This window comes from Egbenema bharatensis FJBBOT/2019, assembly GCF_048077055.1.
Classification (GTDB): Bacteria; Cyanobacteriota; Cyanobacteriia; order Elainellales; family Elainellaceae; genus Egbenema; species Egbenema bharatensis.
Map to the genome: position 1 here is coordinate 2,823,506 of NZ_CP182236.1, position 24,628 is coordinate 2,848,133.

General features: G+C 51.5%; 15 protein-coding genes and 1 pseudogene. 11 read left to right on the forward strand and 5 right to left on the reverse strand.

What is annotated here, in order from left to right:
- Positions 1 to 5 precede the first annotated feature (5 nt).
- The gene (locus tag ACM1PF_RS13060) at positions 6 to 2,693 is read right to left on the reverse strand and encodes a hypothetical protein (protein ID WP_416675119.1); all 2,688 of its coding nucleotides are present in this window, start codon (positions 2,691 to 2,693) and stop codon (positions 6 to 8) included.
- Positions 2,694 to 3,181: 488 nt separating this feature from the next.
- On the opposite strand from ACM1PF_RS13060, the gene pgr5 reads away from it, so the two are divergent.
- Complete coding sequence (gene pgr5, locus ACM1PF_RS13065) at positions 3,182 to 3,379, forward strand: cyclic electron transport protein PGR5 (RefSeq protein WP_416675121.1); 198 nt, start codon at positions 3,182 to 3,184, stop codon at positions 3,377 to 3,379.
- A 96-nt stretch (positions 3,380 to 3,475) separates the two neighbouring features.
- Positions 3,476 to 4,342, forward strand: coding sequence for an MBL fold metallo-hydrolase (locus ACM1PF_RS13070; protein WP_416676641.1), 867 nt, complete (start codon positions 3,476 to 3,478; stop codon positions 4,340 to 4,342).
- A 222-nt stretch (positions 4,343 to 4,564) separates the two neighbouring features.
- Here ACM1PF_RS13070 and ACM1PF_RS13075 read toward each other — a convergent pair whose 3' ends face one another.
- Positions 4,565 to 4,690, reverse strand: coding sequence for a hypothetical protein (locus tag ACM1PF_RS13075; RefSeq protein ID WP_416675123.1), 126 nt, complete (start codon positions 4,688 to 4,690; stop codon positions 4,565 to 4,567).
- Between the two features lie 360 nt (positions 4,691 to 5,050).
- Here ACM1PF_RS13075 and ACM1PF_RS13080 point away from each other — a divergent pair, with 360 nt between their 5' ends.
- From ACM1PF_RS13080 to ACM1PF_RS13090, 3 genes and pseudogenes are all read left to right on the forward strand, one after another.
- Entirely contained in the window at positions 5,051 to 5,959 is a 909-nt protein-coding gene (locus tag ACM1PF_RS13080; protein ID WP_416675126.1) for a hypothetical protein, read from the forward strand.
- A gap of 5 nt (positions 5,960 to 5,964) precedes the next feature.
- On the forward strand, positions 5,965 to 7,203 hold the full coding sequence (locus ACM1PF_RS13085; protein ID WP_416675129.1) for a choice-of-anchor Q domain-containing protein: 1,239 nt from the start codon (positions 5,965 to 5,967) through the stop codon (positions 7,201 to 7,203).
- A gap of 77 nt (positions 7,204 to 7,280) precedes the next feature.
- Positions 7,281 to 8,587, forward strand: a pseudogene (locus ACM1PF_RS13090) (NF041680 family putative transposase).
- Positions 8,588 to 8,967: 380 nt separating this feature from the next.
- On the opposite strand, the gene ACM1PF_RS13095 reads toward ACM1PF_RS13090, so the two are convergent.
- Complete coding sequence (locus ACM1PF_RS13095; protein WP_416675131.1) at positions 8,968 to 10,839, reverse strand: ArnT family glycosyltransferase; 1,872 nt, start codon at positions 10,837 to 10,839, stop codon at positions 8,968 to 8,970.
- A gap of 570 nt (positions 10,840 to 11,409) precedes the next feature.
- Positions 11,410 to 11,565 carry a type II toxin-antitoxin system TacA family antitoxin gene (locus ACM1PF_RS13100; RefSeq protein ID WP_416675133.1) on the reverse strand — a complete coding sequence of 52 codons (156 nt, stop codon included), beginning with the start codon at positions 11,563 to 11,565 and terminating at the stop codon, positions 11,410 to 11,412.
- Positions 11,566 to 11,858: 293 nt separating this feature from the next.
- On the opposite strand from ACM1PF_RS13100, the gene ligA reads away from it, so the two are divergent.
- Positions 11,859 to 14,003, forward strand: coding sequence for an NAD-dependent DNA ligase LigA (gene ligA / locus ACM1PF_RS13105; RefSeq protein WP_416675136.1), 2,145 nt, complete (start codon positions 11,859 to 11,861; stop codon positions 14,001 to 14,003).
- 91 nt (positions 14,004 to 14,094) lie between these two features.
- Positions 14,095 to 15,909: an alpha/beta hydrolase gene (locus ACM1PF_RS13110; protein WP_416675139.1), complete on the forward strand. Its 1,815-nt coding sequence runs from the start codon at positions 14,095 to 14,097 to the stop codon at positions 15,907 to 15,909.
- Between the two features lie 88 nt (positions 15,910 to 15,997).
- Here ACM1PF_RS13110 and ACM1PF_RS13115 read toward each other — a convergent pair whose 3' ends face one another.
- Complete coding sequence (locus ACM1PF_RS13115; protein WP_416675142.1) at positions 15,998 to 16,744, reverse strand: SDR family oxidoreductase; 747 nt, start codon at positions 16,742 to 16,744, stop codon at positions 15,998 to 16,000.
- A 40-nt stretch (positions 16,745 to 16,784) separates the two neighbouring features.
- Here ACM1PF_RS13115 and ACM1PF_RS13120 point away from each other — a divergent pair, with 40 nt between their 5' ends.
- From ACM1PF_RS13120 to bchL, 4 genes are all read left to right on the forward strand, one after another.
- Positions 16,785 to 16,934 (forward strand): DUF29 family protein, encoded by a 150-nt coding sequence (locus tag ACM1PF_RS13120; RefSeq protein WP_416675145.1) that lies wholly within the window; start codon positions 16,785 to 16,787, stop codon positions 16,932 to 16,934.
- Between the two features lie 749 nt (positions 16,935 to 17,683).
- The gene (locus tag ACM1PF_RS13125) at positions 17,684 to 19,066 is read left to right on the forward strand and encodes an AAA-like domain-containing protein (protein WP_416675147.1); all 1,383 of its coding nucleotides are present in this window, start codon (positions 17,684 to 17,686) and stop codon (positions 19,064 to 19,066) included.
- Positions 19,063 to 22,677 (forward strand): AAA-like domain-containing protein, encoded by a 3,615-nt coding sequence (locus ACM1PF_RS13130; RefSeq protein WP_416675149.1) that lies wholly within the window; start codon positions 19,063 to 19,065, stop codon positions 22,675 to 22,677. The genes ACM1PF_RS13125 and ACM1PF_RS13130 overlap by 4 nt, the downstream gene beginning before the upstream one ends.
- A gap of 1,033 nt (positions 22,678 to 23,710) precedes the next feature.
- A complete protein-coding gene (gene bchL / locus ACM1PF_RS13135) occupies positions 23,711 to 24,574 on the forward strand; it encodes a ferredoxin:protochlorophyllide reductase (ATP-dependent) iron-sulfur ATP-binding protein (RefSeq protein WP_416675152.1) in 864 nt (287 codons plus the stop codon).
- Positions 24,575 to 24,628: the final 54 nt, after the last annotated feature.

The following is a 24,628-nucleotide window of genomic DNA, read 5'->3' on the forward strand; positions in this document are numbered from 1 at the left end:
TTCAATTAAACATCCAATTCATCAAATGAGTAGGATGACCAATTGGCAGGAATCACTTTACGCACCAGCGTTACCTTATCGCTCTCACGCTGAGTCGCCATCTCAACAGCGATCGCTTCAACTTGAATCTCGACGCAGCCGTGGGGCACGGTCAACTCCGTTCGGGTCAGCAAATCCCCAAAGCCATCGGGCAGAAATTCGGTTAACCAGCGGGGAGCATCCAAAATAGAGCGGCTCTGGCGTTCACTTAACCACAGTTTGACGAAAATCTGCGGCTGCGAGTCAGGTAGCTTGACAGTCACCGTTAAAGTTTGTCCGGCAGTCAATTCTCCTGATGGAGCGTTCAGCTCAGGAACGGGAACCGGTTCATCGATCGGCAGCACCAGCGTCATTGCCGGTTGGTGAGAGTCGATCGATGCAGCAGCAGGAGTTGAACCTAGCTCCAGCTCATCTTCTGCCAAAACTTCTTGAGCTGCCAACTGAGCATCTCTGCCAATCGGACGACGTTTTAGTTTGCCTAACGGAAAGGTGCTCCCCTCCTCTACAGCAATGGATGAATCGGACTCGTCCATTTCCCCTACTTCTTCTGCTTGCAGGACTTCCAACCAGTGAGAGAGTTCCCGATCAACCACAAGGGACTGTAAACGCTCCCAAAATCGATCCTGAAGATTTAAAGCCCGGAAAGCAGCCTGTTCGGGAGAATCGGGTTCAGCAGAGTCAGCGGTTGCAGCAACAGATTTCTCTGTGGCGGTGGTTGGCTCAGACTGCCAATAATTGGTATCCCAATCTGGAATCGGCTCATCTTTAAAGGTTTCAATCGTCATGGCTGGAGGATGAACCAGGCGAGCGGTTCCAGTTCGACCTGATGCTTCAGATTCTGGCAGATTAGACGGACGATCGAGGTCAGCCTCTAGGGGCGAGTGGGCGGTTGCATTGGAACCGGGCGCATTGGCGGCTGCCTGCCCCAGCGGATCCACTTTATCCCCCCAGTCCGCCACACCAGATTCCGTAGCACTGGCAGCGATCGGGTCGTCCAAATCTGAGTCTAACGGATCTAAAGATTCAGAATCAAAACGGTTTAGGTCAAGTGCATCTGCATCCGACGGTTCTCCTTCCTGATCATCGGCCGTCACCTGATTAAAGCTGGGGAGTTCCAGCGGTCGATTGGGGCGATCGAATGGCTCCGGTGACGATGGGTGAAGTTGAGGGGGGAGGGGCTGTTGGGATGAGGCTTTGAAGGAAATCTCTGGTGCTATTGCCTGGGAGGGCGTGGGAAAGGAAACATTGGAACGATGATCCCGTTCGGCTGAGGTTGGAGCTGCTTCGGGAGGAAGGGGGAGGTCTAGCTCGGCATCCTCTGTGACGATGTAATCATTGGCGATCGCTTCAATCAGTTCGTGCAGATCGGTCGTGACGTTGAAGGATTGGATTGCCAGAACGGGCGGCGGCACATCGCCATCAGCTGCTCCATAGAGCACCAATTCCCCCAATACCAGATAGGTTTGGTAATGTTCGGGGAGAGTAATACGGCAGGTAAATGGGAAGGGAAGCCGCCGCGCAGTTAAGGGCTGTCGTTTTTCTACCAGAATACGAGAGGTGCGGGGGTCATACAGTCGAATTTCCAGCGACTCCACAGGTAATAGCTCGTAGGTCAGCAACTCATCAATGCTTGCCACTTGCCCCGTCAGAGTAACGGCTTGTCCGCGCTGAGCCACGTAGGTTTCCTGCCCCAGGTCTAACCGCAAGGGCAGAGTGTTTGGATGCGATCGAGCTAGACCCAGAGAATGTTCTGGAGAACGGCTTTCACGATCAATTGCCCGATCAACTGGCTGGGGTGCGCTTGCCTCCGTCGAATTTTCCAACTCCCGGAATGAATCAACAACTTCCTGGGCAGGCTGGGCTGCGGTTTCCTGGAGAGAGGAAGGGCGATCGTCTGTGGAGCGAGGCACAAGGGGCAACAGATTAGACGCTTCTCCCGCACTCGTAATTGGAGGCGCATCAGGAGATATATGATCTAATCCATGATCTGATGCATGATCTGGCCCATCAGGCTGCGCTTGAGTCGAAGTTCTTGAGGGGGAATGGGTTTCCGACCTTTTATTTGTGTTATTCGTGAGTGACCCAGCGAACTCTTCAGATAGGGTTTCACCATTAGCTTCAGTTGGGGTGGAGTCACTCTGGAGCAACTCAGCGAACATGGGTGCTTCAGACGGAGATTCTGTGGCAGCGATCGGTTCAGGTTGCGGTAGGGCAGACAGCTCCGAAGCTGGATCGAACCCAACACCTTCAGCGGCAGTGACACCCTCACCCCAATCCGAATCCCACTCATCGTGAATATCTGGCTCGATCGGCAGAACGTGCAGGTGCAGCGCGTATTCCCACCCTGATCCCATCAGGTCTGACATCACATCGCTCATACAGCGGAGTTGCCATGTTCCTGGTAGCAGGCGAGTAAACGGCATGACCACGATCAACCCTTCGCGGTTGGTTTTGCCATGTCGTTTCTGCGTCCGGCGGACAGGCGGGAGTTCAGCAGTGGCATCGTGAATAATCCGAATCTCCACGGATGTATCTGTTCGACTCGATCGCGCTACCACCCGGTATTTCCCTTCCAGAACCTCCACCTGCGGAGACTCCAGGGGCAACCAGGAACGATCGCCTTCTTTTTGTAGCAGAAATTCCCAAAACGCCATTTCCAACCTCTGCCGAACCAAATTCTCAAGGGCTAATGGATATCCAGCGCGATCGACATTGCTGTCCTAACCGCTCAGACCCCATCCAAGCACCACTGGGGATTTTGGATGCCAAAAACTCGATCGAGTTTTCGGTACGGATACTTAATCTATCAGCATTAGGTTATCAGGTTTTTCTAATTGTGGTTGAGTGCTGTGATGAACTCTCTATAAATAACCGGAACTCATTACTGCCATTTCAGATTTCTCGCAACAAATGTTGCGCTATTGTAACAGTATTGTTATATTTATTCACATAAGGTTACAAAAGGCGCGACAGGGAGCGTCCAGGGGAAAAACCCGCTCGCCTCCCCGTTTACAAGGCAAGTCATGCCATAGTGATACGCCAGCTCAGTAAGCCAATCAGTACGCCAGCTCAGCGCACAGCATCAAGAGCACGGCATCAGGATCAGCATTCAAGATCAGCACACAGTACCCAGGAGAAGCCAATGTTTGCACCACTCGTTGTTTTAGTCCGTCGATCGATGGGTGATCCAGAATTTGTTCGGTTTCGCGGCAAGGCGATTGCCCTGCACACCCAGGTCATTACCCGATTCTGCAACCAGTTTGGAGTCGATCGAACTCGTCGCCAGAATTGGATTCGGTTAGCACGAGACAACGGCAAACGGCTCGGATTATTGGCTTAGGATCATGGATTAAATAACCTGAAACTCTTGTGGGCAATCCCTTTGGCAAACGTCACAATAGATGTATCGCTCAAAGTTCCGACTGGAGGAATGCCAATGGCTCACCTCAACCGACGACGCTCTGCAAACGTGAGCGGGGATTTTTACGTTGATTCAACCTGCATTGACTGTGATACTTGCCGTTGGATGGCTCCAGAAGTGTTCAGTCGCACCGGCAGCCAGTCCGCAGTTCATCATCAACCGATCGATGCCCAGGAACGATTACGCGCCATGCAGGCATTGTTAGCCTGTCCGACGGCATCCATTGGCACCGTTGAAAAACCAGCGGATGTGAGGCAGGTGCAATCCAGCTTTCCAATTCCGATCGCTGAGAATGTTTACCACTGCGGCTATCATGCTGAAAGTTCCTATGGGGCTGCGAGTTACTTGATTCAGCGATCGGATGGGAATGTGCTGGTGGATTCGCCTCGCTTTACGCCGCCTTTGGTGAAGCGGTTAGAGGCATTGGGTGGTGTGCGGTATATGTATTTGACCCATCGTGATGATATCGCAGATCATGCAAAGTTTCGGCAGCATTTCCATTGCGATCGGATTCTACATGAGGATGATGTAGATCACAGTACTCAGGAGATTGAAATTCCCTTATCCGGTCAGGAACCGATCCAGCTTGCCTCTGATTTACTGATTATTCCCGTTCCAGGTCATACAAAAGGGCATACAGTTTTACTGTACAACAGTAAGTTTTTATTTACAGGAGATCATCTCGCCTGGTCAGAGTCTCGTCATCAGCTTTATGCCTTTCGTGATGTTTGCTGGTATTCCTGGGAAGCGTTAGTTCAATCCATGCATCGGTTAGCAGATTATTCGTTTGAGTGGGTGTTACCCGGACACGGACGACGCTACTCCGCCGATCGCCAAACCATGCAAAAGGAAATGCAGCGATGTCTGGATCATTTAGGATGACTGAAGCATTTGGGATGATCTAAATCTTGCGAATTGACAAAACTTTTGAAACCCCGATTCTCCCGTAGGTTGGGTAAAGCCGTTCCGGCATACCAGAAAAGCGGTAGCGTAATCCAACAGAGCGTAGGCTGGTATTGGGTTTCACACGTTGTACTGTTCCGCAGAAGCAAGCTACAACCCAATCGACAAGAGGATCGGCGTTTCAAGAGTTGTGTCAGTCAACTAGATATTCCCACTGGCAGGCAAGATGCCTGCGCTACGGTTTCCATCATTCGGGAGAGCCAGATCTTTTTCAATCGAGAGCGTAAAACCAACGCCGACCCGATCCATTTCTGACGTGATCATCATCACTAACCTTGCGTTACTCTCATCACATTAACAGAGGCGATCGATCTCTTACTGTGATTCAGGCATCTCCAAGTTTTATTGATCGACAAGTTTTGTTGATCGAATTGATCGAGAGGAAAAAGTTTCGCCTCTCATCAATTTTTTGCCCCAGTTGGGCATTCTAGTTAGAACAGGGTTCAGCTACCAGAAAATCATTGTTTCGAGTCGAGATCGATTGCTTGTAATCACAGGTGAAACAGTGAATCCTGTAGCACGCCACCCCATATCAGATCACCAGTATTCAATTAACCGATAATGAGTGTCCCTCTTCAAGTTTGGGCACCCATTCGCGCAACCCATTAAAGGATTTTTCGATTCTCTATGGCGAATATTATTGTCACCACCACTGCGGACAGTGGGGCAGGTTCTTTGCGGGCGGCGATCGCATCTGCCACTGCCGGAAGTACGATTCAGTTCGCGTCAAGTCTGGCCAACAAAACCATTACCCTGACCAGCGGCCAGCTTGAAATTGCGGCTGGAAAAAACATCACGATCGATGGCGCAGCTGCACCCGGATTGAGCATTAGCGGCAACAGCAAGTCGCGCATCTTTGCAGTCAAATCCAATCAGGATTTTCCCACCACAGTTACCTTCAAGAACTTGTCCCTGATTAATGGCTATACGTCTGGAACAGGGGGAGCTATTCAGGGAGAGCATAAAGCCAAAATCACGGTCGAAAAAGTCAAGTTTCAAAACAATGTGGCCGACCAGGGCGGTGGGGCAATCTATAGTGCCTGGGAAAATCAGCTCACCGTCAATCACTCCCAATTCAACGGCAACAAAGCAACTGCGGGAAACAACGAACGCGGGGCAGGGGCGATCGCCTTCGTCAGTCCTGGCAATTTCACCGTTCGCAACAGCAGCTTTACCAATAACACGGGCATTAACGGCGGTGCCATCAACAGCTTAAATGGCAAACTGACGATCGAAAATTCTCGCTTTATCAACAACAATACGCTGGCGGCTCGGTACGACACGGGCAAAGGCAATCCGACCCTGCGGGGCTATGGAGGAGCACTGTATACCGATCGCGCCAGCAGTTCCAATGAGCCATCTGGAACCATTCGCATCACCAACACTGTGTTTGAGGGCAACCAGGGTAAAGCAGAAGGGGGTGCAGCCTATCTCTATACGGGGCCCCAGGACAGCGTCAATCTCCAATCCACTACCTTTAAAGACAACACGGTGCAGGCTCTGCCCAGGGTAATGGGGGCAATGGGGGCGGGTTAGTGGTCATGAGCAATGCCCCAAACAAGGGTTTGACGATCGCCCGAAGTTCCTTTGTTAACAACACTGCATCCAGCCAGGGGGGTGGTCTCTGGGTGATGGGTGCCCCTGCAACGATTCTCAACAGCACTTTTTCGGGTAATAAAGCACCTGGAACGGTTCCAGGTAAGGTGGTCGGCAGAGACTATTATCCGGTGGGGGGAGCAATGGCGCTCTACAGTGATGCCAGGGTAATCAATACCACGATCGCCAATAATCAGGCGGGTTGGGTTGGCGGTGGCATCAGTGCCTCTGGAGGGGCTAAAGTCTCACTGCAAAACACGATTTTGTCCAAAAACACAGCAGCCAACGGTGGCAACCCCTGGGGCATTCAACAACACACCAATGGCACATTCACGGACAACGGCGGCAACATCCAATTTCCGCCAGAAAAGGACGGCAAAAATGCCACCCCTGGAATTACCCTCCTGGATCCAAGGTTAGGAGCATTGCAGGATAACGGCGGTGGGATGTTAACCCATGCCCTGCTGGCGGGCAGTCCTGCTATCAATAAAGGTGTGAAATCTGGTGCGCCTACCGTTGATCAACGAGGCTTTGCCCGCACGGATGGCTTGACTGATGTGGGAGCCGTTGAGTTTGGCACAGGGTCTTCAGCCTCCCAGACTCCAGCTTCCCCAACTTCAGTGGTTCCCCCTCAAGCCAGCACCACTCCCGCCCTCGGAACCACGATCGCAGGCACTCCAGGCAACGATGTCCTGACGGGCAGTAATGCGAATGATTCAATTACAGGGGGGCTGGGGGCTGATACGCTCACCGCGGGAGGAGGAGCCGATCGCTTCATCTATGCGGGAAGCTCCCAACGGGCCGCCTTTGCCCATTCTCGGCTCCAAACTCCCGATCGGATTCTGGACTTTAACGTGATGGAGGGCGATCGGATTCAGTTGGACTTTGACAACAATCCTGCCACAAGCGATCGTCCCACTGGACTATTTAATGCGGGGAAAGTCAAGGGCGGCAGTTTACGCGCAGGTATGCAGGCAGCATTTGAGGATAAGAACCAGAAGCGCAAAGGCAACCAGGAGCTAAAGGCAAATGAAGCAGTCGTCTTTCAATGGCGGAAGCAGACCTTCCTGGCCGTCAACGACAACGATCGGGGATTTGCTGCCAATCGAGACATGCTGATCAATGTCACCGGACTGCAAAGGTCGAACCAGGATACCACTGCGGGCGTTTTAACTGGAGTTTAGACTAATTGGGAAAGAAAAGCAGCCAAACCCGACGGTTTGGCTGCTTAATGGTCATGTTGCATCAATAATGATTGACCATGACTAATTTTGACCGCTTGAGGGCGTTTCGACATAAATCCTACATGCTGATTGGCAACGGCAAGGATGCTCTCTTCGACCTGATGGATGCCGTGCTAGTGAGCCGCAGTGTGTACTCCTTTGCCGAACTGTCGGTTGCCCCTGTCTTTCGACGCCAATGGCCGAGTTTGTATGAAGCCCTACAGGATAGCAACCCGCCTCGACTGGAGTGGATGGGGTTGTACCTGGAGCAAATGCCCCAGGACGAACGGGTTGTCTTAGCGGGAGACCACACGGCATGGTCAAGGTTACAGGCACAAACCCTGCGAGAACGGACGTATGAACATCAAGCAACTCCGATGAGTGGAGCCAAACCGGTGACGTTGGGACAAGGATATAGTACGATTGCGTGGATTCCAGAGGAGCAGGGCAGTTGGGCATTACCGTTGCTGCATGAACGCATCACTAGCGCAGAGAGCCCCATTAGCAAGGCAATAGTGCAATTGCGTCAGGTGTGTGAGCAGTTCCAGGTTCGTCCCTTATCTTTGTGGGATGCCGAATATGGCTGTGCCCCATTCCTCAATGGTACGGCGGATATTGCTTGTGACAAGTTGATTCGGTTGCGTTCCAATCGAGTACTGTATGGACCACCGCCTGTTTATAGCGGAACGGGTCGTCCTCGGCAGTATGGGGAGAAGTTCAAACTTAACGATGCCACCACCTGGTGGTCATCTGATGCCGAACTCCAGGTAGAAGAGTCCCGGTGGGGACGATTACACGTGCGGATGTGGTCATCAATGCGACTGCGACGCGTTGCCAACCAGACGATCTGGTTAATTCAACTGCAACGCCTCCATGACTCTGCCCTCCACCCCGCCAAACCTTTGTGGCTAATTTGGGTGGGACAAGCACCACCCGACTTAGAGACGGTGTGGCAACAGTATTTCCGTCGCTTTGCCATTGACCACTGGTATCGCTTCGCTAAGCAACGATTGCACTGGACGTTACCCCAGTTGGCAACGCCCGAACAATCCGAACGCTGGAGCGATCTGATGCCCTTGCTCACCTGGCAGTTGTGGTTGGCTCGTTGCCACGTCCAGGACTCCCCCCTGCCCTGGCAAAAGTCATCTGCTAAGCTATCTCCGGGACGAACCGCAAATGCCTTTGCCTCTGTTTTAGCGTTGATTGGCACACCTGCCCCCCGCCCAAACCACGCGGAAAGTCACCGGGGTGGACTCCAGGGCAACCCCGTTCCCGCCGTATTCGCTATCCAACGGTCAAAAAGCGCTTCACCAGACCCAAGAAGGTGGCGAACAAGACCGCTTAACCACTAAATTTTTCCCAATCTTCAGTCTCGCTCAATCCAGATAAGGGGGTTGGGCTATTTCTGCTGTGATTAGTCTAAACTCCAGTTTTAAACGTCAGCAATTATTTTGTCTAGTACACTGCGGCTTGAATATGCCGACCATCTGTAGGGCAGGCTTCTAGCCTGCGCGGGCAGGATGCCTGCTCTACGGTAGCTAAACTCACGCCAAGGTCTACTAGCCCCAACCCTTCAGGCTAGGGGTTCAACTGTAGACAAATCTTTTCCCGTAGGTTGGGTTGAACAACGTGAAACCCAACACCAGCCTATGTTTTGTTGGGTTACGCTATCGCTTTTCTGGTATGCCGGAACGGCTTTACCCAACCTAGGGAAGAATCAGGGTTTTAGGAGTTTTGCCAGTCAATCAGGGTTGAACCGCTGGTTGAACCGCTGGTTGAACCACCATCTCCCAAAGTCTGGGCAACCTCTGACGGCATCCGCACCAGTTGATAGACACTCTGCTGAGCGATCGGTTGATAGCTGTCTTCGGGTAACTCCGCTTCTCGCAGTTTGACATCCCGCCCCAGGATCAGGATTGAGTCTGCCGTATCCGGGCGATCGGCAATCCGCCGCAAATCCCGCTGCACCTGACTGATTTCGGGTAAAAAGATCACGGGTCGCTGCGTGTAAAACACAATGCTGGGCTTACTGAATCCCACCATCACGATCGGCTCATTGGGCTGCTGAATCTCCACGATCGTTTCAGAAAGTTGGCGCAGGGGCAGATGCCGCTCCGCATCTACAACAATCCCCGCAGGCAGTAAGCCCACCAGAATAAACGCTGCCAGCCCAATCAGATTCACACTCCACAGCCAGTTGCCCTGACGACGTAAGAGTAAAATCAGTCCCCCGATCGCTGCAATGCCCCAGACGATCGCACTGCTAATCATCACATTCGACTGCCGGATCCGATCGGCTAGATTCGGCATTTCCGGGTCATCTCCCAGCCAGTTGGGACTATACCAGGTAGCAACCACCAGGACAACAAACAGCAGGATATTCACCCCATGACTGATCCAGGCAGCTTTGCTGGTACGGGGTTGAGTCAGTTGATCACTCCAGAACAGCCCCACCAGAATGCCCGCCGCAGGCAAGAGGGGAATCGTGTAGCTGGGCAGCTTGGTGACGGCGATCGTAAAGAATCCAAAGATCACCGCAAACCAGATCAGGGCAAACAGTCCAAGCTGACGGGAACGGGGCTGCTGTCGCCAATCCTGCACTCGCCAAAATCGTAATCGCGCCATTGCTACAGGCAAATGAGCTGACCAGGGCAAAAAGGCGATCGGCACCACCAGAAAGTAGAAGTACCAGGGAGCTGAGTGGTTATTGACAACGCTAGTAAACCGCTCCACATTGTGGTACCCAAAGAAGGAATCAATATAGTCCTGCCCATTAAAGACCGTCACCAGGATGTACCAGGGCAGCGTGATCAGCAAGAAGACTAATCCCCCCCGAATCAACCGCATTTCCCGCAGCAGCACCCGCAGATTTCCCATATACAGCGAGAAGGCGATCAGGATCAATCCAGGCAGAACAATTCCCACCGGCCCCTTGGTTAGAACAGCTAAGGCACTGAAGATGTAGAAAGTCAGATACCAGCGAGATTGGAGCTTGGGGCGATCGAGTTGAGCATAGCCACAGAAAAAGGCGAGCAGGGCAATCCCCATACAGCCATTGAGCAACATATCAGAAACCCCCGTTCGCGCCCAGAGAAAGGTTTGCGGATTAAGGGCGATCGCAGCAGAACCAATGAGGGCAGACCAAACGAGAGTCGGGTAGGGGCGAATAGCAATTCGCCCTTCTGGATTGATGTTATCCAGGGTTTGAGGGTTAAGGGGACGAGGAAAACCAAAGCGGTAAAGGGTGTAGAAGCCGATCGCCATCAGTCCAGTGATAGCCAGGGCCGAAGGGAAGCGCACCGACCACTCGTTAACCCCAACCGTTTTGTAGGCGATCGCCATTAGCCAGTACACCAGAGGCGGCTTGTCGAAGCGGGTTTCGCCATTAAAGTAAGGCGTAATCCAATCCCCAGTGACAGTCATTTGCCGGGCTGCTTCAGCAAACAGCGGTTCAGTTTCATCGATGAGTCCCACGCCCCCCAATTGCAACCACGCCACAATCCCGGTAATCAGCAGCACCCAGAGGACAGCAAACCCCCAGGCAAGCAACGGTTTTTTCTGGAATTGAGCCAGTGCAGTATTAATCGTTCTGTACATCAGCATCCCTACTTTAAACAGAGGAAACAGAGGCGCAATTGATCAGCCCCATCCGTGTGACTCAGCCGCTCCTAGACCCTGCTTCCCAAATCCGATCGCAGATGGGTTGCTGCAAACTTTGTTAAGTTTTGGATCAAGATTCAGCCGTAAGACCTTACTTTACCTGGAAACCTGGATCGCTTGACAAGTTCCCTACCGTTTCTCGTTGTCCTACGGAAAACTTTATGGTGATCACCGGGAAAAATCAGTGCTTCTACGCGATCGATCGGGCTGGACTAGTAAAAATACGGAACCCTTTTTCTCCAAGATCCGGCACAATGAAATTAGTGTGGCGGTAAGAACACAGAGCTTGGGGGTAGGTAGTATTGATCCGAGTTGCGGGAAACACTTGTGATGTTCATACTATCTACCCCACCCTGCTCATCTCCCACTCCCTCAAGATTTACTCAAGGCAGTGCAGCAAGATTCATCCCAAGCAATTGAATCATTAGCAAAAGTTCAAACGAATGTGCGTTCGGTTATCAAGCAGGTTAATTTGGAGCACCATTCATGAGAACCACTAACTTGAGATTATTTTTTGTATTGCAAAGCAGTCGGCTTTAAAGCTTCATTAGGTTGCAGCGGATTGAGAATTGCTTCCACAAAAGCATTACTGTCTTCAAGACTCAGCTTCAGAGTTTGGTGCTGTTCAATCACTCTCCGAGCCTCTATGCGACTTTTCAACATCAGTTTGCGGCTGACGCAAAACAACCTTCCGGAAATATGTAGTGGCTAGCAATCCATTGCTGAAAATGGAAAGCCAATTTTTGCAGTATTTAGTCGTTATGCTGACGTAGCATGACTTTTCTATATTGGTAGATCAAGTCTATATTGGTAAATCAAACGGCAAAAGGGCGAAACCTAAATGCAGCAAGACATCTGAATTTTACTATCGCCAATGCGACAGAAGCGGGATATATTAAATTCGCATTCCCAAGCATCCAGTGATCAAACTCGTCAACCCGCAAATTGAAGCCTGAATGGACGCATCGACTGCCGCACAACGCATTGAAACCCTCCGCCAGCAGCTTCAGCAGGCCAGCTACGAATATTATGTTCTGGACGCACCGACTCTCCCTGATGCCGTCTATGACCAGCTTTATCGGGAACTGCAAGACCTGGAGCAAGCCCATCCTGAGTTGATTACCCCCGATAGTCCCACTCAAAGAGTCGGGGAAAAGGCCGCCACTCGATTTTCCTCTGTCAAGCACAACGTTCCCCTCTACAGCCTGGAGAACGCCTTTGATATGGCAGAGTTCGCCAGTTGGCAGGAGCGGTGGCAGCGGTATTGGCAGGGGCGCGATCGCAGGGCCAAGTCTGAATCCTCAGAACCCCTGGTTGAATACGTCTGTGAACTAAAAATTGACGGTAATGCCCTGGCCCTCACCTACGAGCATGGACGATTGGTGCGAGGGGCGACACGGGGGGATGGGGTAACTGGAGAGGAGATTACTCAGAACATTAAAACCATTCGATCGATCCCCCTGCGGCTCCAGATGGACAATCCGCCTGCCATCGTCGAAGTTCGGGGTGAAGCCTTCCTCAGCCTGGAAGTCTTTCAGCAAATCAACCAGGAGCGGGAAGCCGCAGGTGAACCCCTCTTCGCCAATCCTCGCAACGCTGCCGCCGGAACCCTCCGCCAGCTTGACTCCCGCATCGTAGCCAAACGGAAACTCGACTTTTTCGCCTACACCCTCCACATCCTCGACCACCCCTCTGATCCCAATCCTCAACCCCCCGACCAACAACTCACCCTCCTCGAATCTCCCTCCTCGAATCTCCCCACTCCCCACTCCCCACTCCCCTCCTCCCAATGGAACTGCCTTGAACTCCTGACCCAACTCGGCTTCAAAGTTAACCCCCATCGCCAGATCTGCGACTCTCTGGAGGCGGTGCAGGACTACTACGATCGCTGGTCTACGGAACGGCAGTCGTTGCCTTATATGACCGATGGAGTGGTGGTGAAGCTAAATTCCCTGACCTTGCAGGAGCAGCTTGGCTTTACCCAGAAGTTTCCCCGCTGGGCGATCGCGCTGAAGTATCCACCGGAGGAAGCGCCTACCGTGGTGGAGCGGATTGGGGTGAATGTGGGCCGGACGGGAGCCGTCACGCCATTAGCAGAACTGCGGCCAGTTCAGTTGGCGGGAACGACGGTATCAAAAGCCACCCTGCACAATGCCGATCGGATTGCGGAACTGGATATTCGCGTCGGAGATACGGTGATTGTCCGCAAGGCGGGAGAGATTATTCCCGAAGTGGTGCGGGTGCTGCCTGAACTGCGTCCGGAGGGTACGGAACCGTTTCAGATGCCGACCCACTGCCCAGAGTGTGAACAGCCCCTGGTGCGGGAGGAAGGGGAAGCGGTGATTCGCTGCGTCAATGCTTCCTGTCCGGCGATTTTGCGGCGATCGGTGATTCACTGGGCGGGGCGGGATGCCCTGGATATTAATGGATTGGGCGAAAAGTGGGTACAGCAGTTTGTCGATCGCGGTTTAATTCAAACAGTGGCGGATCTGTACGATCTGACGGTGGAGCAGTTGGTGACGATCGACCGCATGGGGCAGAAATCGGCGGAAAAGCTGGTGCAGGCGATCGAGCAGTCGCAGCAACAACCCTGGGCGCGGGTGCTGTACGGGCTGGGGATTCGCCATGTGGGGAGTGTGAATGCTCAGGTGTTGACGGAATCGTTTCCCTCGGTGGAAAAGCTGGCGGCCGCAGACATTGAGGCGATCGCTTCGGTTTATGGCATTGGTTCTGAAATTGCCCAATCGGTGCATCAGTGGTTCCGGGTTCCAGCCAACCAGCACTTGATCGATCGGTTGCGGAAAGCAGGGTTACAGCTTGCCCGTGAGGTGGATCCCAACGAGGCCATTTCGACTCCCAAGCCCCTGGCAGGCAAAACCTTTGTGGTGACGGGAACCCTGCCCACCCTGACGCGGGATGAAGCCAAGTCCCTGATTCAAACCGCAGGCGGCAAGGTGACGGGTTCCGTCAGTTCTAAAACGAATTATGTTGTGGTGGGCGAAGATGCCGGATCAAAACTGAAGAAGGCTGAAGAGTTAGGAATCACCCAGTTGTCGGAAGCGGAACTGCAAGATCTGATTGCATCCTCAGAACAGGGATAACATGACGTTTTTTTACGACCTGTTACAGTAGGACTAAAAGTACAACGTTTAGCCCCATGACCTGACCCATCCATTCAGGGAGATCCTGATTATGAATCGCCTGGGTTTAGTAACTTCTCAGAGAGCTGTTGCCAAATCGGACTCTGCATCGAACTCTGCCAGGAGTCAGTCCAGAGGTAAGGGATTTGGTATTTTTTCCAGACTCAGCCGATCGCCCTGGTGGATTCTGGCGGGATTGAGTCTTCCCCTGGCTCTGAATGCAAGTTCTGTTCAAGCAGCACAAACCGTCACCCTGACCTATGGAGCAATAGAGCGATCGATTGCGGTGGAGTCGCTGGAGGTTTATGCGCGAACGGGGGAAACACCCAGTGATTTGCGGGGAATCGTCCGCCATCTGTCTCCGCAGCAGCGTGAGGATTTTCGCCAGATGTTGTCCTCGCAGGTGGATCTCACCCCAACGGCCGTGGCTCAGTTTCTTTACACGGAACAGGGAGAAATTCTGCTGCGGCGATTGAGTGAGGTGATCCGGACGCAGGCGAATCTGCCAGGGTTTTATGCAATTCGATCGGCCTTGATTGCGGCGGCGGCCGAACCGGAAAACGGGTTGACGATGATTAACGTTCTGAGAGAATTTCCTCTGACTGGACTGCGGGTAGATTTGAACCGATCGCTTCAACTGATGGGCCAGTTGGAGGATTTAGTCACCCAAACCCAGGATGCAATGGCTTTGATTCAGGAACAGTCTACCCTGGAAGCGGAATTTGGTCGCTGGATTCCGTTTGATTCCTTACCCGATTTGCGGGTCGCAGGTGACACTCCCTGGGAAGTGTATTCGTTCGATTTAACGGATTCCACCCGTAGCCGATCGTTTCCTGTTGATCTCTATTTACCACGCCTGGAACCAGACGATCCGGCAGCTCCCCTCATTGTGATTTCCCACGGGCTGGGTTCCGATCGCACCACCTATGCCTATCTGGCAGCCCATCTGGCTTCCTACGGATTTGCGGTAGCCGTGCCGGAGCATCCCGGTAGTAATGCGACGCAAATGCAGGCTTTGATTTCAGGAACCGCCAGCCAGGTGACATCCCCAGCGGAATTTATCGATCGCCCTTTGGATATCACCTATTTACTGGATCATCTAGAAACTCTCTCTGAGCGCGATCCGGACTTCCAGGGACGACTGGATGTGCAGCGAGTGGGTGTAATTGGTCAGTCGATGGGAGGCTATACGGCTCTGGTGCTGGCGGGGGCAGATCTCAACTTTGATCAACTCGAAGCAGAATGTACGGGAAATTCCTTTAATCTCTCTCTGCTGCTACAATGCCGGGCCCTGGATTTACCGCGATCGAGTCCTCCCTTGAAAGATGAACGGGTTCAGGCGGTGGTGGCAATTAATCCGATCGGCAGCAGTTTATTGGGGCAGGAGGATTATGCTGCGATCCAGGTTCCCGTCCTGATCGTCAGCAGCAGTTCAGATACCGTCGCTCCGGCTTTGCTGGAACAAATTCGTCCGTTCACCTGGCTCCGCACGCCCAACCGCTATCTGGCTATCCTGGAGGGCGGCACCCATTTTTCGGCGATCGACATTCCCAACCCAGAGGCGATCGATTCGGGCGAAGTCCTCCCCCTGCCACCTCAGGTGATTGGCCCAGACCCCGCCCTGGCCCACACCTACCTCCGCAGCCTCAGTCTGGCCTTCATGGGCAACTACGTAGCTGCTGACAACAGCTATCAGTTTTACCTGAATCCAGCCTACGCCCAACGCATCAGTCAGGAAACCATGCCAATTCGCCTGGTGCGATCGCTAACCCCAACTCAACTGACCAGAGCTTTAACGGATTCGGTGATTGAACTGATTGTGCCGCGATCGATTGGGTCAGGCACCGATACTCAGCCTGAAAGTTAAAGGGGGATAGGGTTAAATTCATTCATCCGAAATTCGTTCAGCCAAAATCCAAAATCCAAAATCCAAAATCCAAAATCTAACATGGACATCACTTCCCCCCTGCCACATCAATCAATGCCCCCGTCGTGTAGGACGCTTCTGCCGATAGGAGCCACAAAATTGCCCGTGCGACCTCAATGGCTTGTCCGCCTCGCTGCATGGGCACAAAGGCTTTAACTCGCTCTACTCGATCGGGTTCACCGCCACTGGCATGAATATCGGTGTAGATAAAACCAGGACGAACGGCATTCACCCGAATTCCCTCATCCGCCACTTCCCTGGCTAATCCAATGGTCAGGGTATCGATCGCACCTTTAGATGCGGCATAGTCTACATACTCGCCTGGAGCACCTAAACGGGCTGCAACGGAGGAAACATTGACGATCGCGCCTCCTGCTCCGCCCCGTCTGGTAGACATTCGTTTGATCGCTTCTCGCGCACAAAGAAAACTTCCGGTAATGTTGGTGGTAAAGATGCGATTTAACCGATCGGCATCCATTTCCTCGACTCGCATTTGTCGTTCTAAAATACCAGCATTATTCACCAGGGCAGTCACTTTGCCGAATTGTTGATCGACGGTCTGAAACAGATCAATAACATCCTGTTCGGAAGCCACATCGGCTGCCACTGCGATCGCTTTACCTCCGATCTGCATGATTGTTTGAACAATTTGGTTGGCGGCTGATTGATTGCGCAGATAGCTGATACAAACGGCATAACCTTGTTCGGCTGCGAGGCAAGCAGTGGCCGCACCAATGCCACGACTTCCCCCTGTAATGATTAGAACTTTTTCCATATCTCGGTTTTACAATAAAAACAGCGGTTGGAGCAAGCTAATGCACAAGCCTGAAGGCTCAGAGGCGATCGATCATCCCCGGTCTGCCCTTAATCTCTACGAAACGGACTTCTATGCCTGGCCCCAGGAACAGACAATGCTGCTCCGCAACCAGCAGTGGAGCCAGATTGAAGTGAACCCAATTGGTTAGACAATTCTGAGGGATCTTTAAGCTCTGAAAATTGAGATCTCCATGTCCAAATTCAAGCTTTTTGCTCAGGCGATTTCTTTGAGAGACACTACCGAGATCACGTTGAAAGTATAGTGCTACGCACTGAGATTAGGAAGGTAAAAGCCCCGCGCTGCGGGGCTTTTACCTCTAAATTTGTCCTAACTACTGTGACTACAGCTATATAACGACAATTTTTAACTTGACTAATTTTCAGCTCATGCTTTGGAGCTATTGGCGGTGTCAGCTTTGTTGATAACACCAACGTCTGGGCAACCTTTGAAGGAATACCTGGTCAAACTGGCATAAACGCTGTTGTATTAAAAGAAGATAAGAAGATGAGCAGGACTCCTGAATTAGATTTACTCTTGTCGTAAGGCTGATCGCTTTTTTCTTAACAAAGAAATTCTCGAAACCCCAGTATTACGGTTCGTATGGAGCCGATCAAAGGGAGTGTCGTGTTCGTAAGCTTCTCCTTGTGAGGATGCGTTTAGCTGTAGTTAGCAAAAATCTGGCGTGGGGCAGTAGCCTGTTGTTCGGCTAGTTATGCAATCGATCTTGGCGGATACCTTGATATCCGGAGGTTCTGATTGTTGCGAATATCTAGTGATTGTGCTTACCTGTTATTGCAAGAACCGATCAATAGGCTGATACAAGCTTGATGCGGTTTCCTTAATTCTTTGTCTTTGGACGGTCTGATTGCCCCCATTCTGTGAGGTCTTGGCGGACTCATGAAAGCGCGACAACTCAAATCCAAGCGGCATCGTGGGTATATCCTGAGCGAGGCTGGTAGACACAAGCTACAGTTTCAATTGTCACAATTAGAGGCTCAGAAGGGCTACAAATTTACGCTACCCGTCCTGGCTCGACAAACTCAATTAGCTGATCCGCAAGGATTACACTCAACGACGATTAAAAAAATTGTTGAGCAACAAACCGGGGTGGATGAGCGATCGCTCAAAACCCTTTTTCAGTCATTGGCAATGGAGCTTGAGCCTCAAGATTATTGCTCGGCAACTCAGCCGGACAATCTGGTGAAGTTAGCAGGTCTGAGCCATGAACCAAGCGCGATCGACTGCAAGCAAAAGCAACCCCCTGATTTTCCGGGTGGGCCTGTTCCTTTGGATTCTCCTTACTACATTGAACAACCCGTATTGCAAGCACGGGCACGGGCTGAGATTAGCCAATCGGGTGGCTTGATCCGGGTCAAAGCTGCCCGAAAAATGGGAAAAAGTTCGTTTACGCTGCGGTTGCTTGATCACGCGACATCGCTGGGCTACCGCATCCTCCAGATTGACCTGAAACGAGCAGACGAGGCGGTGTTTTCCGGTATCGATCGCTTTCTTCGCTGGCTCTGCACCATTCTGAGTTATCAGCTTGATCTTTCTCCTGCGTTGGATGATTACTGGGATACCGAAGTAGGCAGCAAGGTCAGTAGTACGGTTTATCTACAACAGGTTTTACTCAAGAAAACCCGTGTTCCGATTGTGTTGCTATTTAATGAAATTAACCGTGTCTTTGAGTATTCTGAAATTTCTCGTGAATTCTTACCGTTATTACGCTCCTGGTATGAGGAAGCAAAGAGCGATACACCGCTCCATAAACTCCGGTTTATTCTCAGCTATTCTACTGAAGTATACGTGCCCCTGAACCTGAATCAATCTCCGTTTAATGTCGGACTGCCGATCGATTTACCACTCCTAACCATAGAAGATGTTCAGGTTCTGGCGCAGGCTTATGGTCTTTCCAGAGACGTTGCGCCACCCTTAATGGAGTGGGTTGGTGGTCATCCTTACTTAATTCAGTTGGCACTCTATCATCTCTGGAGTGGTCAATCTACCCTGGAGGATCTGTTACAAAAAGCGTCTACCCCTGTTGGCATCTATGCCAGTCATCTCAATCACTGCCTGGTCAAGTTGCAAGACGAAGCAGAATTAGCCGAAGCATTTCAGCAAGTTGTGCAGGCAGAAACAGGCGTGGGTTTGGAACTGGCGATCGCCCACAAGTTAGAAAGCCTGGGGCTGATTCAATTTGATGATAGTTGCCATGCTCAACCCCTGTGCAAACTCTATCAACAGTTTTTTGCTGCTCATAATCCTCAGATGATTGAATGACCCCTTACCAATACCATGTCGGTGGCAGTTTATCAGTGGATGCGCCTACTTATGTAGTGCGTCGAGCGGATGCTGAATTGTTTGAGGCATTGATGGCAGGAAGGTTCTGCTATGTGTTTAATTCGCGCCAAATGGGGAAGTCTTCCTTGTTGTTTCGCACCCGTCGTCTTTTAACCCAGCAGGGAATCTGGACTGCTTTTCTCGACATGACCCGAATCGGTAGCGAAACGGTTTCGCTGGAGCAGTGGTACAGGGGAATTATTCTGGAGCTATGGCGTAGTTTTGAGTTGGAAATGAATCTCAAAACCTGGAAACAGCAGGTTGAGGATTTGTCTCCCATTCAACAGCTAAGTGTATTTATTGAAGAGGTGATGCTGCCTGCTTTTCCTGATAAACAGTTAGTTATTTTTATTGATGAGATTGATAGCATTCTTGGTTTAAGTTTTCCGGTGAATGACTTTTTTGCGTTCATCCGGTCTTGCTATATCCAGCGATCGAATCATTCAGCTTACCAGCGTCTAAACTTTGCCTTGTTCGGCGTTGCGACTCCCACTGACTTGATGCAAGATCGCCATCGGACTCCCTTTAATATCGGTCAGGCGATCGAGCTACACGGCTTCCAGCCCAATGAGATTGAGCCACTGGTGAAAGGATTGGTAGGCGTGGTTGACGATCCGCAGGCTGCCCTCGATCGGGTTTTGGATTGGACAAACGGGCAACCGTTTCTAACGCAAAAGCTGTGTCGGTTAATCGTCGAGAGCCAGCACAATCATCGTTTAGCGGAGCAGCACAAAGAACCAGTTGATAGTGCTGATCTGGTAGACCAATTGGTGCAATCTCGCATTATTCATAATTGGAAAGCTCAAGACAATCCTGAACATCTCCGCACGATTCGCGATCGGATTGAGCGCAACGATCAACGGGCTGCCAGGATGTTGAGCATCTATCAGCAGGTTTTGCTGTTCCCTCAGACGCTAACCTGCGAGGAGCAACGTTTAATAACCAATGGAATTAAAGCAGATGATAGCCGTGAACAGATTGAACTGCTCCTGTCTGGCTTGGTGGTTCAGGAACAGGGATTCCTGCAAGTTCGGTGCCCGATTTACGAAAAGATTTTTAATTTGACCTGGACTGAGCAACAGCTTGCCGCCCTGCGTCCCTACTCAGAAGGGTTGAGTGCCTGGGTTGCGTCTAACCAGGAAGATCAGTCTCGATTGTTGCGAGGACGAGCCTTGAAGAGTGCATTGGACTGGTCAACGGGCAAGAGCTTGAGCGATCTCGACTATCGCTTTTTGGCAGCCAGTCAGGAATTGCAGCAACAGGAAACCCGAAGCAAGCTGGAACAGCGCAACCTGCGACTACAGAACTTGATTTTGTCGCTGGTTAGTGTGGCTCTGCTGATTTCTGCGGGGTTAGGGTTGGCTCTCTTTGTCCAGTATCGTCAGGCACTACAGCGAGAACAGCAGCTACGCATCAGTGAAGTTCAAGCGATCGCCTCCTCTTCAGAAGCATTCTTTGCCTCAGGACGACGATTAGACGCGCTGGTGCAAGCCATCAAAGCCCAGATTGGATTGCAAGCTTTGAAACAGGACAATCAAGCAGCGGATCGACAGCGTGAATCTAGCTCAATCCCTGCGGTTCAGTCTGAACGACAATCCTCTGAGCCAGAGGCACTGCATCAGCAAGTCGAATTAACCTTGCAGCAAGCGGTTTATGGGGCGATCGAATCGAATCGGATATCGGGGTTTGAGAATGGCGTGAACAGTGTTGCGGTCAGTCCTAATGGAGCTTATATTGCCACAGCCAGTCTTGATGGCAGCGTGCAACTTTGGCAAGCCGACGGTTCCCCTGTGGCTACCATGCAGGGACATGGCAATCTTGCCTGGAGTGTTGCCTTTAGCCCTGACAGTTCGACCGTCATGTCATCTGGAGCCGATGGAAACATCAAGCTCTGGGATTTAAATGGAAAGTTATTAAAGACGATCGAAGGGCATTCACTGGGGGTATGGCGGGCGATTTTCAGTCCCGATGGATCACTGATTGCCTCTGCCAGTCCCGATCAGACCGTGAAGCTGTGGCAGCGGGATGGCACCTTGTTGAAAACCCTGCCCCATCAAGGGCTTGTATTCGGTATCGATTTCAGTGCCGATGGTCGATCGCTGGTGACGGGTGCCTACGATAACCAGGTGAGAATCTGGCGAGTCGATCGCCCATCTTCTCCAGAATTTGGCACGCTCCTGAGAACGCTGAGTGGGCACCGCACGGGTGTCACCAGTGTGGTTTATCGCGCTCAAGGTGACTTAATCGCGTCAGCAGAGCAGGATGGCACCATTAAACTATGGCAACCCGATGGCAAATTGATCAGAACGCTAGAAAGCGATAGCGGCTTTACCACTCTTGCCTTTAGCCCCGATGGTCGAACCTTTGCTTCGGTGGATGCGAATGGAGCGACGAAACTATGGCGATCCGATGGAGCACCCCTGACCACCTTTCAGGGGCACAATGGCGAGATTCGAGGCGTGGCGTTTAGTCCCGATGGTCAAACGATTCTTTCAGCCAGTTTAGACAAAACAGTGCGGTTCTGGAAGCCTGGAGGAATGCCATTTTTAACCCTCCTCCGCCACCCCGCAGAAGTGAGTGGATTAGCGGTTAGCCCCGATGGAAATCGCATTGTGACGGGCACCAGTAGCGGCAACCTCTACCTGTGGGAGCAAAAGGGAGTGTTGCTGCATTCGATCGATGCCCACGACTCTAAAATTCAAGACATTGCCTTTAGTGCGGATAGTCAAGCGTTTGCGACGGCGAGTTGGGATGGAACGGTTAAGCTTTGGGATCGGAATGGCGCGTTACTCAACCGATTGCGAGGCACAACGGCTAACCTGATTCCCAAACGAACGGTTGCCTTTAGCCCCAATGGGGCTTACCTCGCGGCGGGTGACTTTAATGGTGGCAAATTCACAATCTGGAATCAAGATGGAACCCTGATGAGAACGGTGTCAGCCTGCGCTTCGATCGTGGGTGCAGTTGTCTTTAGTCCCGACAGTCAAACGATCGCCACTGGATGCAATGATAATCAGGCTAAATTGTGGAGCCTGGATGGGGAACTGCGACAAGCCTTCGACGGGCATCAAGGCATGGTGCGGACGGTTGTGTTAAGTCCAGATGGAAGGCACCTCGTTTCGGGTTCTGTCGATACCACAGCCAAGCTCTGGCGATCGGATGGCACGTTGTTAACCACTTTTGCCCAACACGAAGCACCGCTTTTAAGTGTGGCTTATACAGACCATGCCCATTACGATGGCAGTTCGAGTCGCACTCTGATTGCTTCTGCATCCGGCGATCGAACCGTGAAACTGTGGCAACCCGATGGGGCGATCGTAGGAACCTTAAACGGACACTCTGGGGCGATCAATAAAGTCGCGTTTAGTGCAGATGGTCAGCAGGTGATCTCTGCCAGTGCGGATGGTACTGCAATTATCTGGAATCTCAACGCCACCGTTAATTCTGAGAATGTGTTGCGGCTCGGCTGTGAGTGGATTGCGGGTTATCTACACAACAATGCTGATTTGCCAGAGGGCGATCGTACTCTCTGTGATGGAGTCATCAACTAGCTCTTGTCAAAGAGTGCTTCTAAACAGTTTGAAGTGTACCCCATTGTCTAGACAGCTTTCGTAACTGCTCAAACTGAACTGCAATGTTCGAGCAACCCACTTCTGGGACAAGAACGAGCGTCTCCGGTTCAATCTGAAAAGCGGGATTAGATGAACGGAGGACGATCGCCCACTTTGAACCGTTTCTGTCACCATGTAACCAAACTGTCTCTGAACACTCAAAGGGTGGAACTAGCGAACTAATGATAGCTTGCGTCATTCGAAAATGTGGCGAAATCGCATTCTTACTCAGAAGCCGAGTACCCCAACATGAGCAATGCGTCACGATTTATAGTATTTCTCAAGGATTGAGGGGTTGCCAGATGGTGTTCGGTGGTAGTTTGCCCTGAATCACCGATCAACGTCTCAAAAATTAACAATGTGTTTGAAAAAATTCGATCGCTTCCACCGGAGAAAGGGTGGAGGAGCAGTGGTCTGGGGTTCTGCCTTGGAAACGAGTTGAGATTGAAGCAATTAGGGGTAGATACTTCAGTCCCAGCAGAATTTTGCTTAACCTTAAAATGGCGATCGGGCTAAGAATTAAAGGAAACAGCAGTATGAGCTGACCCGAATTAGTTTTGCTTGAATAGCATGGTTGCAGACCCGAAAGTGGCTGAATTTGATGATTTCCAATTTTTGGGTTTGGGACGATCGGATTCACCTGGCTCTAAAAACGTTTTGCTTTTGTTCTGATTTACCAAATAGAAAAATACAAATGGTTTTATAAATTCCCATAAATACTTCAGAAACAATGAGGTTCAATTTTATTGAATTTTGTCTTCTATGCTTCTATTTTCGTCGATTTACAACCCAACCGGGCGATCGTCCCCCTTTCACTGTTCCCAGAATTCGTCAATAATGCAGACATTCACCAAGCGAGGCTTGAGGTTAAGGCTAAGGGTCGTTCCCGTGTTGCGGTGCGACCCACCCCGTTTGTAGAGAACTCTTTTATAGAGAACTCCGCTAGAGAGAAAGAGATTAGGAGACACTCAACGTGAAACTAGCAGTCTACGGAAAAGGCGGAATCGGCAAATCCACGACAAGCTGTAATATTTCGGTCGCCCTGGCTCGACGGGGAAAAAAGGTGTTGCAAATTGGTTGTGACCCCAAGCACGACAGCACCTTTACCCTGACCGGATTTTTAATTCCCACCATTATTGACACCCTACAAGAAAAAAACTTTCACTACGAAGATATCTGGCCCGAAGATGTGATCTACAAGGGCTATGGCGGTGTGCATTGCGTTGAGGCCGGTGGCCCTCCCGCTGGAGCAGGCTGCGGCGGTTATGTCGTAGGGGAAACCGTCAAGCTGTTGAAGGAGCTAAATGCCTTCGATGAATACGATGTGATTTTGTTTGATGTGTTGGGTGATGTGGTTTGCGGTGGCTTTGCAGCTCCCCTGAACTATGCGGACTACTGCATGATCGTGACGGATAACGGGTTTGATGCCCTGTTCGCCGCTAACCGGATTGCTGCCTCAGTGCGGGAAAAAGCTCGCACCCATCCCCTGCGGCTGGCAGGATTAATCGGCAACCGTACCTCGAAGCGGGACTTGATCGATAAATACGTGGAGTCCGTGCCGATGCCCGTTCTGGAGGTCTTGCCCCTGATCGAAGACATTCGGGTGTCTCGCGTTAAGGGCAAAACGCTGTTTGAAATGGCGGAAAGCGATCCGTCCCTCAGCTATGTCTGCGATTACTACCTGAACATTGCCGATCAGATCTTGTCTCGTCCCGAAGGCGTTGTTCCCCAGGATACGCCCGATCGCGATCTGTTCAGCCTCCTATCCGACTTCTATCTCAATCCCGTGAAGCCTCAGCCCACCGCCGAGGAAGAACTGGATCTGATGATGGTTTAGATCTAGTATCCCCTGCCGTCTAGCCCGATCGCCTTTAGACCCTATCTGAAAACC